Annotated in this window: 20 protein-coding genes; 15 read left to right on the forward strand and 5 right to left on the reverse strand. The window is 71.7% G+C overall.

Translation table 11 applies throughout. The features are described 5' to 3' along the window. Positions 1-13: 13 nt before the first annotated feature. Genes AC07A6_RS13300 through AC07A6_RS13310 form a run of 3 tightly spaced genes read left to right on the forward strand, consistent with a single transcriptional unit; the run spans position 14 to position 2518 of the window. Complete coding sequence (locus AC07A6_RS13300) at positions 14-349, forward strand: hypothetical protein (protein ID WP_478777164.1); 336 nt, start codon at positions 14-16, stop codon at positions 347-349. Continuing rightward, positions 336-1229, forward strand: coding sequence for a hypothetical protein (locus tag AC07A6_RS13305; protein WP_478777165.1), 894 nt, complete (start codon positions 336-338; stop codon positions 1227-1229). Before AC07A6_RS13300 ends, AC07A6_RS13305 begins: the two co-directional genes overlap by 14 nt. 50 nt (positions 1230-1279) lie before the next feature. Further along, complete coding sequence (locus tag AC07A6_RS13310; RefSeq protein WP_478777166.1) at positions 1280-2518, forward strand: MFS transporter; 1239 nt, start codon at positions 1280-1282, stop codon at positions 2516-2518. A gap of 7 nt (positions 2519-2525) precedes the next feature. On the opposite strand, the gene AC07A6_RS13315 is transcribed toward AC07A6_RS13310, so the two are convergent. Beyond that, on the reverse strand, positions 2526-3359 hold the full coding sequence (locus tag AC07A6_RS13315) for a GNAT family N-acetyltransferase (RefSeq protein ID WP_478777167.1): 834 nt from the start codon (positions 3357-3359) through the stop codon (positions 2526-2528). Between the two features lie 5 nt (positions 3360-3364). Here AC07A6_RS13315 and AC07A6_RS13320 point away from each other — a divergent pair, with 5 nt between their 5' ends. Then, entirely contained in the window at positions 3365-4015 is a 651-nt protein-coding gene (locus AC07A6_RS13320) for a flavin reductase family protein (RefSeq protein ID WP_478777168.1), read from the forward strand. 17 nt (positions 4016-4032) lie between these two features. On the opposite strand, the gene AC07A6_RS13325 is transcribed toward AC07A6_RS13320, so the two are convergent. Beyond that, positions 4033-5028 carry a LuxR C-terminal-related transcriptional regulator gene (locus AC07A6_RS13325; RefSeq protein ID WP_478777169.1) on the reverse strand — a complete coding sequence of 332 codons (996 nt, stop codon included), beginning with the start codon at positions 5026-5028 and terminating at the stop codon, positions 4033-4035. A 126-nt stretch (positions 5029-5154) separates the two neighbouring features. Here AC07A6_RS13325 and AC07A6_RS13330 point away from each other — a divergent pair, with 126 nt between their 5' ends. The 5 genes from AC07A6_RS13330 to AC07A6_RS13350 all read left to right on the forward strand — a co-directional run bounded on the left by AC07A6_RS13330 (position 5155) and on the right by AC07A6_RS13350 (position 10383). Next, positions 5155-5454, forward strand: a complete 300-nt coding sequence (locus AC07A6_RS13330) for a hypothetical protein (RefSeq protein ID WP_478777170.1) — start codon at positions 5155-5157, stop codon at positions 5452-5454. A gap of 89 nt (positions 5455-5543) precedes the next feature. Then, entirely contained in the window at positions 5544-6596 is a 1053-nt protein-coding gene (locus AC07A6_RS13335) for a PucR family transcriptional regulator (RefSeq protein ID WP_478777171.1), read from the forward strand. Between the two features lie 129 nt (positions 6597-6725). Beyond that, a complete protein-coding gene (locus AC07A6_RS13340; RefSeq protein ID WP_362467015.1) occupies positions 6726-7265 on the forward strand; it encodes a hypothetical protein in 540 nt (179 codons plus the stop codon). Positions 7266-7290: 25 nt separating this feature from the next. Continuing rightward, positions 7291-8814 carry a flotillin family protein gene (locus AC07A6_RS13345; protein ID WP_478777172.1) on the forward strand — a complete coding sequence of 508 codons (1524 nt, stop codon included), beginning with the start codon at positions 7291-7293 and terminating at the stop codon, positions 8812-8814. A 573-nt stretch (positions 8815-9387) separates the two neighbouring features. Continuing rightward, positions 9388-10383: a helix-turn-helix transcriptional regulator gene (locus tag AC07A6_RS13350; protein ID WP_362467013.1), complete on the forward strand. Its 996-nt coding sequence runs from the start codon at positions 9388-9390 to the stop codon at positions 10381-10383. A gap of 38 nt (positions 10384-10421) precedes the next feature. Here AC07A6_RS13350 and AC07A6_RS13355 read toward each other — a convergent pair whose 3' ends face one another. The 3 genes from AC07A6_RS13355 to AC07A6_RS13365 form a co-directional block, all read right to left on the reverse strand. Then, on the reverse strand, positions 10422-10574 hold the full coding sequence (locus AC07A6_RS13355; protein WP_362467012.1) for a hypothetical protein: 153 nt from the start codon (positions 10572-10574) through the stop codon (positions 10422-10424). A 125-nt stretch (positions 10575-10699) separates the two neighbouring features. Next, on the reverse strand, positions 10700-11062 hold the full coding sequence (locus tag AC07A6_RS13360) for a hypothetical protein (protein WP_362467011.1): 363 nt from the start codon (positions 11060-11062) through the stop codon (positions 10700-10702). A gap of 22 nt (positions 11063-11084) precedes the next feature. Further along, on the reverse strand, positions 11085-11606 hold the full coding sequence (locus tag AC07A6_RS13365; RefSeq protein ID WP_478777173.1) for a YbhB/YbcL family Raf kinase inhibitor-like protein: 522 nt from the start codon (positions 11604-11606) through the stop codon (positions 11085-11087). Positions 11607-12064: 458 nt separating this feature from the next. Here AC07A6_RS13365 and leuC point away from each other — a divergent pair, with 458 nt between their 5' ends. The 6 genes from leuC (at position 12065) to AC07A6_RS13395 (ending at position 17595) form a co-directional block, all read left to right on the forward strand. Continuing rightward, positions 12065-13462: a 3-isopropylmalate dehydratase large subunit gene (leuC, locus tag AC07A6_RS13370; RefSeq protein WP_478777174.1), complete on the forward strand. Its 1398-nt coding sequence runs from the start codon at positions 12065-12067 to the stop codon at positions 13460-13462. 59 nt (positions 13463-13521) lie between these two features. Continuing rightward, positions 13522-14163 carry a 3-isopropylmalate dehydratase small subunit gene (leuD, locus tag AC07A6_RS13375; RefSeq protein WP_478777175.1) on the forward strand — a complete coding sequence of 214 codons (642 nt, stop codon included), beginning with the start codon at positions 13522-13524 and terminating at the stop codon, positions 14161-14163. After that, positions 14160-14804, forward strand: a complete 645-nt coding sequence (locus AC07A6_RS13380) for an L-threonylcarbamoyladenylate synthase (RefSeq protein ID WP_362467007.1) — start codon at positions 14160-14162, stop codon at positions 14802-14804. The genes leuD and AC07A6_RS13380 overlap by 4 nt, the downstream gene beginning before the upstream one ends. Further along, positions 14801-16054: a hypothetical protein gene (locus AC07A6_RS13385; RefSeq protein WP_362467006.1), complete on the forward strand. Its 1254-nt coding sequence runs from the start codon at positions 14801-14803 to the stop codon at positions 16052-16054. The genes AC07A6_RS13380 and AC07A6_RS13385 overlap by 4 nt, the downstream gene beginning before the upstream one ends. 154 nt (positions 16055-16208) lie before the next feature. Further along, positions 16209-16727: a YbhB/YbcL family Raf kinase inhibitor-like protein gene (locus AC07A6_RS13390; protein ID WP_362467053.1), complete on the forward strand. Its 519-nt coding sequence runs from the start codon at positions 16209-16211 to the stop codon at positions 16725-16727. Between the two features lie 85 nt (positions 16728-16812). Continuing rightward, positions 16813-17595, forward strand: a complete 783-nt coding sequence (locus AC07A6_RS13395; RefSeq protein WP_478777176.1) for an L-threonylcarbamoyladenylate synthase — start codon at positions 16813-16815, stop codon at positions 17593-17595. The last annotated feature ends 69 nt before the right edge of the window (positions 17596-17664 follow it).

The following is a 17664-nucleotide window of genomic DNA, read 5'->3' on the forward strand; positions in this document are numbered from 1 at the left end:
GGATCTCCGGACCATGGCGAACACAGCCCTGGCGGCCCTCGCGGCCTACTTCCTGTTCCTGCTCTGGCGTTCCGTACGCAAGAAGCCGGGATTCGCCACCTGGCACATGTTCGCCGGGTCCAAGATCTCGAAGTTCTCGGTGCGGCGCGACGGCCACGGCGGCGCGCCCCTGAACGTCTGGGACTTCCTGCCGCACACGCAGATCTCGATGAGCCATCAGGAGTCCCGCTTCTTCCTGCTCTACCTGGCCCGGGTGCACAAGATGACCGACCTGCGCGGAACCATCGACGTCCGCGACGAGACGAGCACCTTCACCCTGACCGTCGAGGACTCCCATGTGGTCGACTGACAGCATCACGGCCCACCTCGTGGGCAGCGGGCCCACCGGCGGCATCTGGCTGGCCCGCACCGGATTCGCTCTGGCCTGCCTGATCAAGGTGCTCGTCGAATCGGGGCGCGAGTACCGCGGCTACTACCAGCCCACCACCTACCTCTACTTCCGGCTGCGCGTCCGCTTCCTCAAGCACCGCGACCGGTTGCCCACCGCGGCGCACTACCGCCTCTTCCTGTACGTCCGGGCGGTGTGCGCGGTACTCCTGCTCCTCGGCGTCGCCCCCGGAGCCGCGGCGGCCGGGCTCGCGGTGTGCTTCGCGTTCGAGGGCTTCGTCTACTTCAAGTTCCACGTGAACTTCTTCGCGCTGCTGTCCGCCTGCTTCGTCTTCGCCCCCGCCCTACCCCCGCTCTGGGACGCCGCTGCTGCGGTCGCCGACGGCGGGACGCGGGCCGGCTGGGACGTCATCGACGGGTCGTCCGGCTCCCGGTTCTGCCAGAGCGCCGTACTGCTGACGGTGAGCGCCCTCTACATCGGCAGCGCCTATCGGAAACTGAACCCGACGTTCCTTTCGGGGACCGCCGTCTGGGCGGTCCTAGAGCACACCTTCTCGGAACTGCCCCGGCGCCACCACTTCGACGGCTGGTATCCCGCGCCGGTCCGCCGGTGGGTCGGTGCGGTCCGGCCCGGCGACGCGGTCCTGCGCGTCCCGATGGCGGCCGTCGTCGTGATCGAGGCCGCGTTGCCCTTCGCGCTGCTGTACCCGCCGGCCTGGCCCTACGCCGTCGCCGTCGGCGTGGCCATGCACCTGGCCTTCACCTACCTCTTCCCCGTGACGCTCACCGCGTTCTCCATAGCCACCGTCTCGACCTACTTCGCCTTCCTCTCGCTGAACTGACGGCCTGACCCGGCCCCTCACCCGGCCCGGCAGCGGAACACGGACCCACCATGCGCAAGCCCGCCATCCTCAACACGTCCCCGACCGTCCGGGCACTCCTGATCACCGCTCTGGTCAACGCCACCGGAACCGGGGCGTTCATGTCCGGGTCCGTCCTGTACTTCAGCAACCACCTGGACATCCCCACCGACACCGTGGGCGTCACCCTGTCCGCCTGCGCCCTGCTCACCCTGTTCACCACCGTCCCGGCCAGCCTCCTGCTGGAGCGCTTCGGGGTGAAGCGGACACTGGTCTTCCTGCACGTCTTCCGAGCGGTCGGCTACTCCGCCTACCTCCTGGTCGACTCGGCCGCCCCCTACATCGCGCTGACGCTGGTCCTGACCATCGCGGACCGGCTGGCCAACCCCGCCTCGCAGGCCCTGCTCGCCGCGGTGCTGCCCACGGAACAACGCGTCGAGATCATGGCCTGGCGACATTCGGCCGGCAACGTGGGCATCGGGCTGGGATCCCTGATCGTCGCCGTCGCGATCTCGCTGAGCCCGTCCCTCGGCTATCCGCTGGTGATGCTCCTGGACGGGGTGTCGTTCCTGGTGGCCGCGGCACTCCTCGTCAGGATCCCCTCGCCGGAGCGGCCCGAGGCCCCCAGAAAGGGCGTGGAGCTCTTCACTCGCCGCTGGCCCGGTCCGGCCTACCTGGCCTTCACCGGGATTTCGGCGTTCTTCCTGTTGTCCGACGCGCTGATGACCGTCGCCCTGCCCCTGTGGGTGTCCGAGCGGGCCGATGTCGCGGTCGGCATGGTCGGCGTGCTCTTCCTGATCAACACGGTCGTGACCGTGATCCTGCAGCCCCGGCTCTCCCGCGGCCTCACCGATGCGGCCACCGCCGGCCGGGCCCTGGTCCAGTCGGGCTGCATCCTGGCCGCCGGCGCCACGGCCTTCCTGATCGGCGGCCTCACCACCGCCTGGGCGACCTCCGCGGCCCTGGTCGTCGGCGTCATCCTGCTGTCCGTGGGCGAAGCCCGGTTCACCGCAGCGGGCTGGTGGTTCTCGGTCGAGCTCGCCCCGGCCGCCACACGCCCCCGCTTCCTCGCCGTCTACAGCCTCAGCGCCACGGCCGAGCGCGTCATCGGCCCGCTGTTCGCGTCCTTCGTCGTCGTCCGGCTGGGCACGGTCGGCTGGCTGGCCGCCGCCGCGGTCTTCGTGGTCTGCGCGGTCACCGGCCGGGTCTTCCGCCACGCCGCGCCCCAGGAGCACCGGGAAGCCGAAGTCCCGGCGCCGGTGTGGTCCTGAGATGACGTCAGCCTTCCAGGGCGCCGGCCGTGAATCCGGAGCGCGGGCGGAAACCCAGCCGCTGGTACAGCGCGTTGCTGGTGGGATTGTCCGCGTCGGTGAACAGGATGACCTGCCCGGCGCCCGCCGCCCGGGCGTCCTCCGTGACGGCGAAGGTCACGGCCGCCGCATACCCGTGCCCGCGCAGCCCGGCCGGCGTGTACACGGGCGCCACCCGGGCCTGTCCCGCCACCACGGCGGAACGTCCGGCCAGCGAGACCACCTCTCCGTCGGTCTCCCAGACGGTGATCTGTCCCTCCTCGATGCGCCGCCGGGCCATCTCGAACAGGTCCCCGCCCGCCGGTTCACCCACCTCGCGGGTGTACTCACCGAACCAGCGGGCCACCAGGGGCGCATCCGGCTCTCCGGCGAGCCGGGCCCGCCCCGGTGGCCGCGGTGCCACCGCGGTCAGGGCCGCCAGCTCGAACAGCCGCTCCCGCCGTGCCGGCCGCCAGCCACCCCCCAGCTCCCGCCAGGCATGCACCAGCGGCCCGACCGCCTCGTCGGGGCCGACGACCAGGGGCGCCGGGGGGCCGTTCTCCCGCCACAGCAGGGCCAGTTCCCGCGCGGCGGCCTCCGGCATCGGGCCGACCGCCAGCCGTCGGCCGGGTACCCAGGTGAAGGCACCCTCGACGGCGGCGCCGGTCCCGGCGCGCCACCAGCCGAACCCTGCTGCCCGCCCCGGCCGCCGTGATGACGCCACCATGCCCGTCAGGTACGTGCACTCGGCCGGATCCGCCGCCGGATATTCGCCGACAGCTGTCTCGAATTCGTCCGGATCATTCGACGTCGCCCAGGTCATGGCTCATGATCGCACGGTCTTCCGCTGAAGATCCGGGCTCCCCGGCCGTCGAATTCGAATCCGCCGCCCGGCGGAAAACCCTCATGAAACCCGTCCGGAAATTTGCAGAAGGCTGGTTCAAGATGACCGAACTGCTCACCGTCGCGCCGCCGGGAGCGGCCGGCCCCGCGGCCGCCGCGCCCCAGGACTTCACGGAGTTCATGAGCGGCTTCCCTTCCGGCGTCGCCGTCGTCACGACCCGCTCGCCGGAACACGGTCCACGGGGACTCACCTGCTCCTCGCTCATCAGCGTCACCCTGACCCCGCCGACCCTGCTCGTCTCAATCAAGAGCCACAGTCCCGTCCTGGCGGCGATCCGCGAGCGCGGACACTTCGCCGTCAACCTGCTCCGTGACGGGAGGGAGCGGTCCGCCCGGGTCTTCTCGTCGCCCGGGGCAGACCGCTTCGGGGAGGTCGCATGGCGTGACTCACCCGCGCTCGGGCTTCCGTGGCTTGACGACGACGCGTTCGCGATGGCCGAGTGCACGCTCGCCGGCACCCATGAGGTGGGCGATCACGTCCTGGTGATCGGCCGGGTGGCGAACGTCGAGCAGTCGGGCCGCACGTCACCGCTGCTGTACGGGCTGCGTACCTTCGCGTCCTGGGTGCCCCGGTGAGGCGGACGCCCGCCGGGTCAGTCGGGGAGGCGCGGCAGGTAGCCGCGCTGCACGGCATGGACGCCGGCCTGCAGGCGGCTGCGCGCCTCCAGCCGGGCCAGCAGACTCGTCACGGTGCGCCGCACCGTGCGGGTGGAGACTCCGAGGCTTTTGGCTATGGACTCGTCGGTACGGCCCTGGGCCATCAGCCGCAGCGTCTCCATCTCCTGCTTGGACAGTTCCTGCGGACTCCGCGGCAGGGAGGCGCTCAGCGGCTCGGCCGACTGCCACAGCGTGTCGAACAGCGCGCACAGCAGGGCGATCATTCCGGGGCTGTGCACGACGACCGCGCCCGCGGCCGTGTCGTGGCTGTCCGCGGCGATCAGCGCGATTTCCCGGTCGTAGATGATCACACGGTTGGGCAGGGTCGGCACCGTCCGGACCTGGGCGCCCAACTCCTCCAGCCACATGGCGTGTTCCAGCGTCGGCCCGTCCCGGCGGATGCTGTCCAGGTAGATCGTGCGCATCCGCACCCCGCGGCCCAGCAGCCTTTCGTTCAGGGGGCGGGAGGCCCGCATGTTCTCGGGGGTCTGGGGCCCGCCCGGCGCGAAGGTCAGGAATTCCCTGCGGACCTGGCCGTTGAGCAGTTCGAGGTGCTCGCGGATGGATTCGATGCCCCGGAGATACTCGATTCCCGCCCCGGAATGGGCCCCGCCCTGGCTGTATTCCGCGATCAGTTCGGCGGCCGCGGCGCGGGCGGCTTCGACGCGCTGCTGCTGGGCGACCAGGTCTGCCTGTTGACGGGCCAGCAGGACTTCCATGCCGAGGCGGGGGCTGACGGCGCGTAGCTGACCGGAGTCATCGGCCGAGGAACGCACCAGCGCCAGTTCGCTGAGTTGGTCCAACGCCGAGCGGGCCTCCGCCTCGGCCAGGCCCAACCGGTCGGCCAGGTCCAGTACGCCGTCCTGCGGGTGCTGCAGCAGGCCGCGGTACACGGCCTCGGTCGTGGCGCTCAGTCCCAGTCGCGTCAACATCGGGTTCTTCTCTCCTTGCACACGCCATTACGCCGACGCGGGCGGAATGGTCTCAGCAGGGTAACCCGATTATCTAAAGAATCAGTCAAAAAATCGGTCAAAATGGGTCAATGGAATCGGGTGGCCATGTATCTCGTGCACGTGCATCTCGGGCGCCACGCCCATGGCGATCGGCTCCCCGGTCACGCCGCGGCGGTGATAGTCGCTTCGGTGGCGGGAATCCCGGGAATTGAGCACATCGCCGTGCATGCCGACGCCCGGCCGCACCCGGTCGTCGGTATCTATCTGCACGCGAAAAGCCCGCGGGACGCCGAATCCGCGGCGGCGGACGCGTGGACGCGCGCCACCGCCGCCGAACCGTGGCTGCGACAGTGGGAGTTCCTGCGTGCCACGGCCCCGTTGGTGATGTCCGGCCTTTCCTGGTGATCCGGCCCCCGGCGCGCTCCGCCCGGACGTGTCACCCTGTTCTCTCGTAAAGAGCGCGTATGGGCTGATTTGGGTATCGGGGGAGTGGCATGGCGGACCGGGAAGCTGCGGAGAGCCGTCTGGCGGGGTACACCGACGTCCTGCGGGACGCGAGTGCCACCGGGCGCCGGCTCACCCGGGCCGAGGTGGAAGCCCGCCGGGCGGAGGGGGAGCGGGCCGCGGACGCGGGGCTGCCGCTGCGGGGCCTGATACGGGACCACCTGGCCACGGCCCGGGGCGCCGCGCCGGCGTTGCGGGCCGGCCCGCTGCTGGCCGCCGTGGAGCAGGCGGTGGACGCGTTCGTCGAGGGCTACGAGCGGGCCCAGCGCCAGGCCGTACGGCAGGAGGAGGCCGCGCGCCGCGAGTTCATCGATGACCTGCTGTACGGGCGGGGCGGACTGGGCCGGCTGGCCGAGCGGGCGGAGCGGTACGGACTGCGGCTGTCCCAGGCGCACGCGGTGGGGGTGGCCGTCGGCCCGGAGCCCTACGGTGACGGCTACGCCGTGGCCCGCCGCATTGAGGAGGCGGTGCTCGGCCGGTTCGGGAACCGGCTGATCCTGCTCGCCACCAAGGACGGCCGGCTCGTCTGCGTGGCCCCGGGCGACCAGCCCGATGTCCTCGCCTTCTTCGCCGAGCAGGCGCACGCCGCCACCGACGGCGGCCGAGCCGCGATCGGCCGCTCCCATCCGGGCCCCGGCGGGGTCGTGCACTCGTACGAGGAGGCGCTCAACGCCCTCGACCTCGCCGAGCGGATGGGCCTGGAAGGGCCGGTGCTGCACGCGGCCGACCTGCTCGTCTACCCCGTCCTCACCCGCGACCGGCAGGCCATGGCCGATCTGGTGGAGAGCGCCCTGGGGCCGCTGCGCAAGGCCCGCGGCGGACCCCGGACGCTGCTGGACACGCTGATCGCGTACTTCGACAGCGGGTGCGTGGCCACCGAGACGGCCCGCCGGCTCTCGCTGAGCGTACGGGCCCTGACCTACCGGCTGGAGCGCGTCCACGCGCTCTGCGGTGCGGACCCGATGGACCCGCGGCACCGGTACACGCTCCAGACCGCGGCGATCGGCGCACGGCTGCTGGGCTGGCCCGACGCCGAGGTGTGAGCGGGCGCGCGCGTCCCCCGTGCGTCAAAGGCGCGTAAAGACTGCCGACGGCTGGCAGTGTGCGCCACCCGCTCCCCTTGGCACGATCCCGTTGTCCAGCGGAAACGCGCGTTCGGCGGGGAGGTGCGCATGAGCCTTTTTCTGGGTCTCGGCAGCGGGGGGATCGTCCTGCTGGTGTGCGCGCTGGTGTTCGACGGGGTGCTCGAAGGTGTCTTCGGCGGCGCCCTGGACGGACCGTTCGACGGCTGGCTGTCGCTCCCGGTGATCGCGGGCTTCGTCTCGATGCTCGGTTTCACGGGGGCGATCGTGCTCGGGACCACGGGTCTCGGACCGGGAGCGGCAGCAGTCTGCGGGGGCGTCACCGGAACCGGCGCGGGCTGGCTGACGTACCGGTTCGGCCGGTCCCTCGCCCGGGACGCGAGCGCCGCCGCGCCGCGCCGGGCCGAGCTCGTCGGCTCGGCCGGGTACGTGGTCACCCCCATCCCGGCCGCCGGCTACGGCGAAGTCCTGCTGCGGCTGGGCGGCCAGCCGGTCAAGTGCGCGGCCACGGCCGACGGCCCGGTGCCCCTGGGCGCGGAGGTGTGGGTGACGGCGGTGCCGTCGTCCACCTCGGTCAGCGTCCGCTCCGTGGACCCTTCATCCGTCATCGATCACCGAACTGCCCCCTGAGCGCGGGCAGGGAGGGGGATACCTCATGAGTCCAGTCGTCATCGCGGTCGTCGGAGTGGTCGTACTCCTCGTCCTGCTCGCCCTGGCCGTCGTCACCCGTTACAAGGTCGCCGGCCCCAGCGAGGCGTTCATCATCACGGGCCGGCGCGGCAAGAAGTCCACCGATCCGGCGACCGGGCAGGTCTTCACCGACAACAGCGGCCAGAAGGTCGTGGTCGGCGGCGGGGTGTTCGTCGTCCCGTTCGTCCAGCAGCGCTACACCCTCGACCTGTCCAGCCGGCACATCCCGATCGCGGTCCGCGGGGCGGTGACCCTGCGCGGCATCAAGGCCAACCTCGAAGGAGTCGCGATCGTCAAGGTCGGCGGCAACGAGGACGCCATCCGCGCCGCCGCGCAGCGCTTCCTCCAGCAGCAGGACGGCATCGTCGGCTTCACGCAGGAGGTGCTCTCCGGCGCGCTGCGCGCCATCGTCGGCCGGATGTCGGTGGAGGACATCATCCGCGACCGGGCCGCGTTCGCCGGGCAGGTCGCGGAGGAGGCCGAGGCCAGTCTGTCCGGCCAGGGCCTGGTCCTGGACGCCTTCCAGATCCAGGACATCACCACCGAGGGCTCCTACCTGGAGGACCTCGGCCGCCCGGAAGCCGCCAGCGCCAAGCGGGAGGCGGACATCGCCGAGGCCAATGCCCGCCAGGCCGCCGAGCAGGCCCGGCTGAAGGCCGAGGAGGAGATCGCGGTCGCGCAGCGCACCCTCTACCTGCGGCAGGCCGAGATCAAGGCCGAGACCGACGCCGCCACGGCCCAGGCGAACGCCGCCGGCCCGCTGGCCGAGGCCGACCGGCAGCAGCAGATCCTCGCCGAGCAGGAGAAGGTCGCGCAGCGGCAGGCCGCGCTGACCGACCGCCAGCTGGACACGGAGATCCGCAAGCCCGCCGACGCCCGCCGCTACCAGGCCGAGCAGGAGGCCGAGGCCCAGAGGGTCGCCCGGGTGAAGCAGGCCGAGGCCGAACGCCTGGCCGCCATCGCCGCCGCCCAGGCGGAGGCCGAGCGGGCCCGGCTGACCGGTGAGGGCGAGAAGCAGCGCCGCTCCGCCCTCGCGGAGGCCGAGGCGATCGAGGGCGCCAGGCGCGGTGAGGCCGAGCGCGCCCGCCGCTCGGCGATCGCCGACGCCGTCCGGATGGAGGGCGACGCCGAAGCGGCCGCCATCGCGGCCAAGGGCGCGGCGGAGGCCGAGGCGATGCAGAAGAAGGCGGACGCCTTTGAGGGCTACGGCGAGGCCGCGGTGATCCAGATGCTCGTGGAGGCGCTCCCGCAGGTGGTCGCCAAGGCCGCCGAACCGCTGGGCGCCATCGACAAGATGACCGTCATCTCCACCGACGGCGCGGGCAGGCTGCCCCGCACGGTCGCCGACAACGTCGCCCAGGGCATGGAACTCCTCGGCGCCACGACCGGCGTCGACCTCGCACAGCTCCTCAAGACCCTCACCGCCCCCAAGCCGGCAGCCGCCACCGGGCCCACGGCCCCGGACGGAAAGATCCCCATCACCGGCTGACCACGCGGGATTCCGGCCGGTCGTATCGAATCGCGGCCGTGCCAGCGGTGTTGAGCAGGCTCGTGTAGATTGACAATCTGTTGAATCGGCGGGGGCTGAGGTGCGGCCGGGGCCGGCGTGCGTGGTGCGCGCTGCCCTGTGCCGGGTACGTTCAGCAGGATCGGTACGGGGAGATGGACGTGTGAGTGCCTTCGACGGGGATCACCACACGGCGGACGCCATCTTCTGACGCCGCTCTCGGGGCAGTGCCCCACACGGGTGGCCCGGCCGGCCAATCGTCGGCCCGCCTCCCGTCTTCCACGCGCCGGTCCCGCGATCACCTCGCTCGGGGCCGCGCGTTCGCCGCCGTCCGCCTTCCCGAGAGCCGCCGGTATCCCGCGGCCCACCCGCAGCGGTCGCTCCGACCCGCGATGCCGTAGAACCCCACGGCCCTGTGCTCCCGCCTGGCGGCCATCCCGCCGCGCACCGCGCAGAACAGGAACAGGACCCGACGGCAGGAACGGCCCCCGACCGGATCGCGATCACGCCGGCTGCCCCGGCAGAGGGCGGGGGCGTCAGGAGATGGGGGAGTCGATGCTGGAGTCTCTTGGCCTGGACATGGACGCACTTGCCGTGTATCGGGCGATGTTCGAGTACCCGCAGGCCGAGGTGAAGCAGCTCACCGAGCGGCTGGGCTGGCCGGAGGAGCGGGTCCGCACCGCCATGGACGCATTGGCCCGGCTCTCGCTGCTGAGACCGTCCTCCGACGTGCGGGGAGCGGCCCGCGCGGTCAATCCGGAGGTGGCCTTCGCGGCGATGATCGAAGCCCGCGAGGCGGAGATCTTCGAACGTCAGCGGGAGCTGCAGGCCAGCCGCAACGCCGTGGCGCGCATGGTCCAGGACTACGGGGAACTGCGCTCCTCGCAGCGAAGCGGCGGAACGGAGCAGCTGATCGGGCTCGACGAGGTCCGGGCCAAGATCGAGTCCCTCACCCGGTCCGCCCGGCACGAGCTCGTCAGTCTCGTCCCCAGCGGTTCCATCAGCCCGGAAGGGATCAAGGCCAGCCGGCCGGTCAACAAGGAACTCCTGGGGCGGGGAGTCCGGATGCGGACCGTCTACCTGGCCAGCATGCAGAACAACACCGCCACCTCCGCCCACATCCGGTGGCTCGCGGACCTCGGCTGCGAAGTCCGTACCCGCCCGGCGCTGCCGATCCGCATGATGATCGTCGACCGCGAGCTGGCTCTCGTGCCGCTGGATCCCGAAGAGGTCAACAGCGGCGCGATGCTCCTGCGGGGCAGCGGAGCGACCGCCGCCCTGTACGCACTCTTCGAATACATCTGGGACATCGCCACCCCGTGGGGGGAACGGCCGGAGAAATCGGACGACGGTCTGACCGGCCAGGAGCGCGAGGTCCTGCGTCTGCTGGGAGAAGGGCACACGGACGAAGTGGTGGCCCGCAAACTGGGCGTCTCGGTTCGCACCTGCCGGCGGATCACCGCCGAACTCTCCACCCGCCTCGGCGCCGTCAGCCGTTTTCAGGCCGGACTCCGTGCGGCTCAGGAAGGCTGGCTCACGAGCCGCTCCTGAATTGTCCGTGTGGTTCGGAAGAGGGGAGGGGCGGAGAATCAGCCCCAGGTCGCGTCATCGACGGTCGCGACGGTCGGCGCGGCCACCGTGGAATTCGCGGACGTGGAACCGCTGCCGGCCCAGGCGGCGGAGCCGAGAGTGAGGCCGAGGGCGACGAAGAGGAGACCGGCCGTACGGCGAATGGTGTTCATGAGAGCAATTCCCCCTGTGTGATGACGTGAGTTCTTCGACGTTCTCGCATATGAATTCTGGAAGTTCCGGCGCTCTGCCGGTCTTCCCCCGTGACACCAAGCATCCGTCACAGGGAGTTCCCGTGTCAGCGCTCTGAGCTGTCAGGGTCCTGCCCTGGCAAGGCCTTGCCATCCGGGCCGGCGTCGCCCAGCAGGGCGGGCCCCGCGAGCGGGGCGACCAGGTCGGCGCCGCAGCGGGTCAGCAGCCAGCCGCGCAGTTCCGGGCGGCTGGTCAGCAGCGAGGTGTGGATGCGCAGGGCGGACCCCTCCGCCGCGGCGAGGCTCGTGGCGAGCAGGAAGAGCGTGACGTCCGCCCCCGCCGGGTCCGTCTGTACGTACACGTGCTCCAGGCCGTCGGCCGCGTCGGCCGCCTCCAGCACCAGCTCCCGCAGCCTGGTGCGGGAGAGCGGGTCCACCCCGGCGGCGAGCCGGGCGTTCACCAGGTACATCCGCTGCCCTGTCCGGCCGGCTTCAGGCGAGCGACGGGTCGAGGGAGTAGTGCCCGGTGAACGACGCCTCGTCCAGGACGTGGCCGTCGATCGCCTCCAGGACGTCGGCGGCGGTGAAGGTGCCGCCCAGGGGGACGCGGTCCAGGTCCGTCGCGTAGAGGAGGAACACGCGGCGGTGCGCCAGCCCGTCGTTCCGCGGCGGGTACGGGCCGCCGGGGCCGGAGCGGGTGCCGGCCCTCGCCGGGTCCCCGGCGAAGAAGCCGCGGTGGCCGTCGGCGCCCAGCGCACCCTCGGCGATCTCGCCGAGTCCGGGATCGATGTCGACGAGCACCCAGTGGTCGAACTCCTGGCGGGGCATGTCGGCCGGCGCGGCCGGTCCTGTCCGGTCCAGGCCGTCGAACCCGGCCGGGATGCCCACGTCGACGGCGGCCAGTACGAGCGAGCGGGTCCCCTCGGGCACGTCCGACCAGGCCACGTGCGGGTTGCGGTCCGCCGTCGGAGCGTCGTGGCCGGCCGCGGCGAACGTGTTGCTGAATACCTTCATGCGTAAATCCTCCTGTTTCCATCCGGGCGTAAAACCGACGGCTGGAGAAGACATTTCGGCGCAGCGCCTCCGGCATTCGCCGTGATGTCGTCCTGGCCGCCGTCGAGTCTGCTGCGGAGAACCGGTGGAAACCAGAGCTGCGGGCGGCAGCGTCCTGCCCCGGCAGCATTCGGACGTTCCGCGGTGGCATGGGGTTGCCAACGCAGCCTGATGCCATTGGTTTTGGTTGCCGGCGGCCGTCCGCCCGGACCAGAGTTGTCGTCAGCGGGCCTCACGGCCGAACTCGACGGTGTCGTCCTCACGGGGTGGACGGCGGGGAGTTTCAACGGCTATCTACAGCTTGGGAATTCGCTCGTCATTACATGTCTCAGCCTTTGAAAGGCAGCCGAGTTGCGCATGTGTCACTTGCTACTGTCTCAAAATGTAATCACGCAGTCCACAATATGAAATGAGGTGCCGTGGCCAGGAACACCCTGCTGGAGCGGATCTGGGCGGAGCACACCATCGACGGGACCGGCGGTGAGCTCGTCTACGTCGACATGCACCTGCTGCACGAACTGACCTCCCCCCAGGCCTTCGAAGGGCTCCGGGAGGCGGGCCGGAAGGTGCGCCGCCCGGACCTGACCGTCGCCACCGCGGACCACGACGTCCCGACGCGGAGCCGGCGGGTACCGCTCAGCGACTCCATCGGCCGCCGCCAGCTGGCGCTCCAGATCCGCAACAGCAGGGAGTTCGGGGTGGAGCTCCACCCCATGAACAGCCTCGGCCAGGGCATCGTGCACGTCATCGGCCCGCAGATGGGCCTCACCCTGCCCGGCATGCTGATCGTCTGCGGAGACAGCCACACCGCCACCCACGGCGCGTTCGGCGCGGTGGCCTTCGGCATCGGCACCAGCCAGGTCGAGCACGTGCTGGCCACCCAGACGCTGCGCATCGCCAAGCCGAAGAGCATGCGCGTCCTCATCGAGGGGACGCCCGCGGCCGAAGCCACCGCCAAGGACATCGCCCTGGCGGTGATCCGGGCCATCGGCACCGACGGCGGCACCGGTCACCTCATCGAGTTCCAGGGCGACGTCATCGACCGCATGAGCATGGAAGGCCGGATGACGCTGTGCAACATGGCCATCGAGGCCGGCGCCCGCAGCGGAATGATCGCCCCGGACGAGACGACCTTCGCCTACCTGGAGGGGCGTGACCGGGCCCCCCGGGGCGAGGACTGGGAGAGGGCCAAGGAGGCCTGGGCCGCGTACCGCAGTGCCCCGGACGCCGAGTTCGACCGGGAGGTCGTGGTCGACGTGGACGGGCTGCGCGCGATGGTCACCTGGGGGATCAACCCCGGTCAGGCGGTCGCGGTCGACGGACGGGTCCCGGACCCCGAGGCCATGGCCGACCCGGTCTCCCGCGAGGCCGGCCGGCGCGCCCTCGACTACATGGGGCTCACGGCGGGACAGCGCCTGGCCGACATCCCCATCGGCACCGTCTTCATCGGCTCCTGCACCAACGGGCGCATGGAGGACCTGCGGGCGGCCGCCGCGGTGGTCGAGGGGCGCAAGGTGGCCGCCGAGGTGACCGCCCTCGTCGTGCCCGGCTCGGAACAGATCAAGCGCCAGGCCGAGGCCGAGGGCCTGGACCGCGTCTTCACGGAAGCCGGCTTCGAGTGGCGCAATCCGGGCTGCTCGATGTGCATCGCCGTCAACGGTGACCGGGTGCCGACCGGCACCCACTCCGCCTCCACCTCGAACCGGAACTTCGAGGGGCGGCAGGGGCCCGGAGCCCGTACCCACCTGGTGTCCCCCGAGACGGCTGCGGCGACCGCCCTGCTCGGGCGCCTGGCCGGCAGCGCGGAGATCTCCTGAAGGTCCCGGACCGCCACCGCCCGCCCTGCCGGGGATATTTTTCTGACTAAGGATCAAAAATGGAAAAAGTAGAGGTAATACGTGGGCGGGGCGTCCCGCTGGACGCCTCCGACGTAGATACGGACCAGATCATTCCGGCCGTGTGGATGAAGCGGGTCGAACGGACCGGCTTTGAGGACGGCCTGTTCCAGAAGTGGCGCCGCGACCCGGAGTTCGTCCTGAACCGCCCCGAGCGCGCGGGGGCCACCGTCCTGGTCTCCGGCCCCAACTTCGGCTGCGGCTCCTCGCGGGAGCACGCGCCCTGGGCCCTGCGGGACTACGGCTTCAAGGCGGTGATCGCGCCGAGCTTCGCCGACATCTTCCGCAACAACCTGCCCAACGTGGGCCTGGTGCCCGTCACCCTCGACGCGTCCGCCACCGGGAAGATCCTGGCCGCGGTCACGGCGGACGCCACGGCCGAGGTGACGGTCGACCTGCTGCGGGCCACGGTCACCTGCGAGGCCGCGGGCGTGGTGGCGGAGCCGTTCTTCCTCGACGAGGGGGCCCGCTACCGGCTCACGCGCGGACTGGACCTCATCGACCTCGCCGCCGAGGCCGAGGAGGCCATCGGCCTCCACGAGGCGTCCCGGCCCTTCTGGATGCCGCGCACCAACGGACAGGTCGAGGACGTCTTCGAGGACTCGGGGGTGGAGGTCGCATGAGCGCCGAGATCATCGACGAGACCGACGGCGACGGAATCCGCCGGGCCGCCGACGCCCTGCGGGCCGGGGCGGTGGTGGCCGCCCAGACCGACACCAACTACGGGATCTTCTGCAACCCGTTCCTGGAGCGGTCCTGCGAGCGCCTGTACGACATGAAGCGCCGCGACGGCAGCAAACCGCTGACCCTGTTCGTCTCCAGCCCCTCGGACTGGGTGCGCTGGGCCCGCCGGCCGGCGGGCGTGGACGTCGAGGCGCTGGTGGAGCGGTTCTGGCCGGGGCCGCTGAACCTCATCATGCGCAAGCGGGAACTCGTACCGGACTGGGTCACCTCCGGCAAGGACACCGTGTCCGTGGTCCACAACGTCAGCCGCACGCTGAACCAGCTGTCGCTCTACAGCGGGCTGGCGATCGCCGCCACCTCGGCGAACATCAGCGGCACCATGGACGAGGGCCTCGTCACCTTCGACATCGCCTACGAGCACATCGGCGAACACTGCGACCTCATCGTCCGCGCGGCCGCCCCCTCGAAGTTCACCCGCAGCAGCACCATCCTCAGCCTGCTGGACACGCCCGCCATCGTGCGCCAGGGCGACCTGGCGGCCGCGGAGATCGCCCCGTACCTGCCGGGCCTGGAGCGGTGAACGACGTGAAGGAGCAGGCCCGGTACGCCGCACGGGTACAGGCCTACCGCATCGTCTCCCGCGCCTACTTCCACCTGCCGGTCGTCGTCGTCTTCCTCACCCAGCAGGGCTTCGGCCCGCTGGCCACGGCGGCCCTGCTCGCCCTCTACGGAGTCACCGCGGCCCTGGGGGACCACGTGGTGGCCCCCCTCCGGCGGCGGCTGTCGCTGGCGGGCTGCCTGGTGGCGGGAGAGGCCGTCAAACTCGCGGGCCTGCTGGTCCTGCTGGCGCCGGTCTCCACCGGGGTCGCGGTCGTCTCCCAGCTGCTCGCCGGCCTGGGGTTCTGTCTGACGGCCGGGACGGACGCGGCCCTCGCCTCGACCCTGCTCTCCGGCGAGCGCTTCCGCACCCGGGAGGCACGGACCCAGGCGGGCATGTTCCTCATCTCCTTCGCCGCGGGCGTCCTCGGAGCGGTGGCCTACGCCCAGTACGACCGGGCCCCCTTCCTGCTGTCGGCGCTGGGCTGCGCCGTCGCCGCGCTCTTCGTCCTGCCGGGCGGCCGGAGCGGGCTGCGCCCGCAGACGGCGCAGCCGGGCACCGGCGGTGCGGCGGCGACCGGTCAGGGCCGGGTGCTGCCCTGGCAGGTACGGCTCTGGGCCTCGTACTACTCCGTGTCCCGTGCCGTGCTGCTGACCGCCTACACCTTCCTGCTGCCGCTGCTGCTGTTCTTCGGGGAGCGGCTCTCCGTGACCATGTTCGGCGCGGTGCTGGGCCTCTACACCCTGTGCGGGCTGATGTCCGTACGCCTGTCCCTGGCCTGGCAGCGCCGGTACTCGGCGACCACCCTCTTCTGGCTCAGCAGCGGGGCCATGGTGCTCGGCCTGCTCCTCCTCGTCCCCGGCGGCCTCCTCGCCACGGCCGGCGGCACCGCGCTGCTGGGCCTGGCCGGCGGCACCGTCCGGCCCACCACGATGGGCTTCCTCGGACCGGCCATGGCCGGCCTGTCCGACGCGGAGCGCCAGCGGGTGACCCGCGGCCTGGAGCGGCGCCAGGGCATCGTCCAGGCGGCCCTGCTGATCGGCGCGGGCCTGTGGCTCGGCTCCGGCGGCAGCGCCGCGGAGGCCGTGGCGGGGTGCGCCGTGCTGGTGCTGGCCGGCCAGGCGGTCGCGGCCCGGCTGGTGGCCCGCAGGCCGGCCGCGACGAATCCGGACGGCGGGCCGGAAGACCGTACGCCCGCCCGGGCGGACGCCCCGCCCGTCCCCGTGAAGTGACAGTGCGTCAATTCCGCCTCCGGCTGCGGCACCGCCCGGTTCCGCGCCCGACGGCATCTCGACGAGTCCTGCTTCCCACCCTGTCATCCATCTCCGCCGGCCCCCCGCCCGCTCGGTGCGGCCGGCGCACCGACGACGAAGGAGCACACCCGTGCTGACCCGTGCGACCCCGCCCCACCCCTACGACTTCCTCCCGGAGCTGCCCGAGCTGAAGGTCGTCTCCGACGACGTCCGGCACGGCGGCCGGCTGTCCGAGGCCCAGCTGGCCTCGGGCGGGAACGTCAGCCCGGCCCTCACCTGGGAGCCGGGCCCGGAGGGAACCGCCTCCTACGCGGTGACCTGCTTCGACCCGGACGCCCCCACACCGGGCGGCGTCTGGCACTGGGTCCTGGCCGACATCCCGGCGCACGTGCACGGCCTGCCGGCAGGCGGGGAGCCCGGAGCCGGACGGGAGCTGCTCAACGACCTCGGCTCCCTCGGCTTCGCGGGCGCCGCCCCGCCGCCGGGAGACCGCGAGCACCGGTACATCTTCGCGGTCCACGCCCTCGGCGTGGCCGAGCTGCCGGTCGACGAACGGACCCCGGCCGCCCTCGTCGGCTTCCACCTGACGGTGAACTCCCTGGCCCGCGGCACGATCACCGGCCTCGCCCGGACCGCCGAGCAGTCCGCGTAGCCCCCCGGCCGCCTCCCGGCGGCACCTGCGACACCCACATCCCCGTGCATCCGTACGGGTTCCACAAGAGCGGAGCGACATTCCGATGCCGAGCAACACCCCGCGGGGCCCCTGGCAGGGAGAACCCGTACCCGAGGCCCTGGAGGCCCTGTCCGCGCCGGGCGGCCTGGTCGTCTGTGCGACCAAGGTCGGATACATCCTGATGACCGCGGACGGCCGCGGTCTGGAGCGGAAGTTCGACGCCAAGCGGCGCAACCGGAACAAGCCCGGTGTCGTGCTGTGCGCCGATCTGGAACAGCTCAAGGAGCTGGCCGAGCTGAACGAGGAGGTCCTGGCCTTCTACGAGAAGCACTGGGAGCAGGACGTGCTGCTCGGCTGCATCCTGCCGTGGCGCCAGGAGGCCCTCGCGCTGCTCCCCGACGAGACCACCCGCGAGCTGGCCACGGACACCCGCGGCACCAGCTGCTTCGTGATCCGCTTCGGCCGGCCCGCCGAGCAGCTGGTCGAGCGGATGTGGTCCGAGCGCCGGCTCGTCTTCGCCAGCTCCGCCAACCCCTCCGGGGTGGGCAACAGGGGGCGGGTCGAGAACATCGGCACGCGCATCGAGGAGGAAGCGGACTTCATCGTCAGCGCCGACGACTACGTGGCCTCCATCCAGCCCGACAAGGACGAGGACACCCGCCACGAACAGGGCGTCATGGTGTCCATGGTCGACGCCGAGGGGGCGCTCGTGCCCGTGCAGAAGGGGGAGCGCTCCGTATCCCCGGCACCGGTGCTCATCCGTCGTGGCCTCGACTACCCGGCGATCATGGAGAACCTGTCGGAGATCTACCCCTCCTGGGACTACCGCCACGGCGAGTACTACTGAGGGAACCCGTCCCCGGGGGGGGGGGGGGGGGGGGGGGGGGGGGGGGGGGGGGGGGGAGGGGGGGGAGGG

It is taken from the genome of Streptomyces sp. NPDC044002, assembly GCF_056434525.1.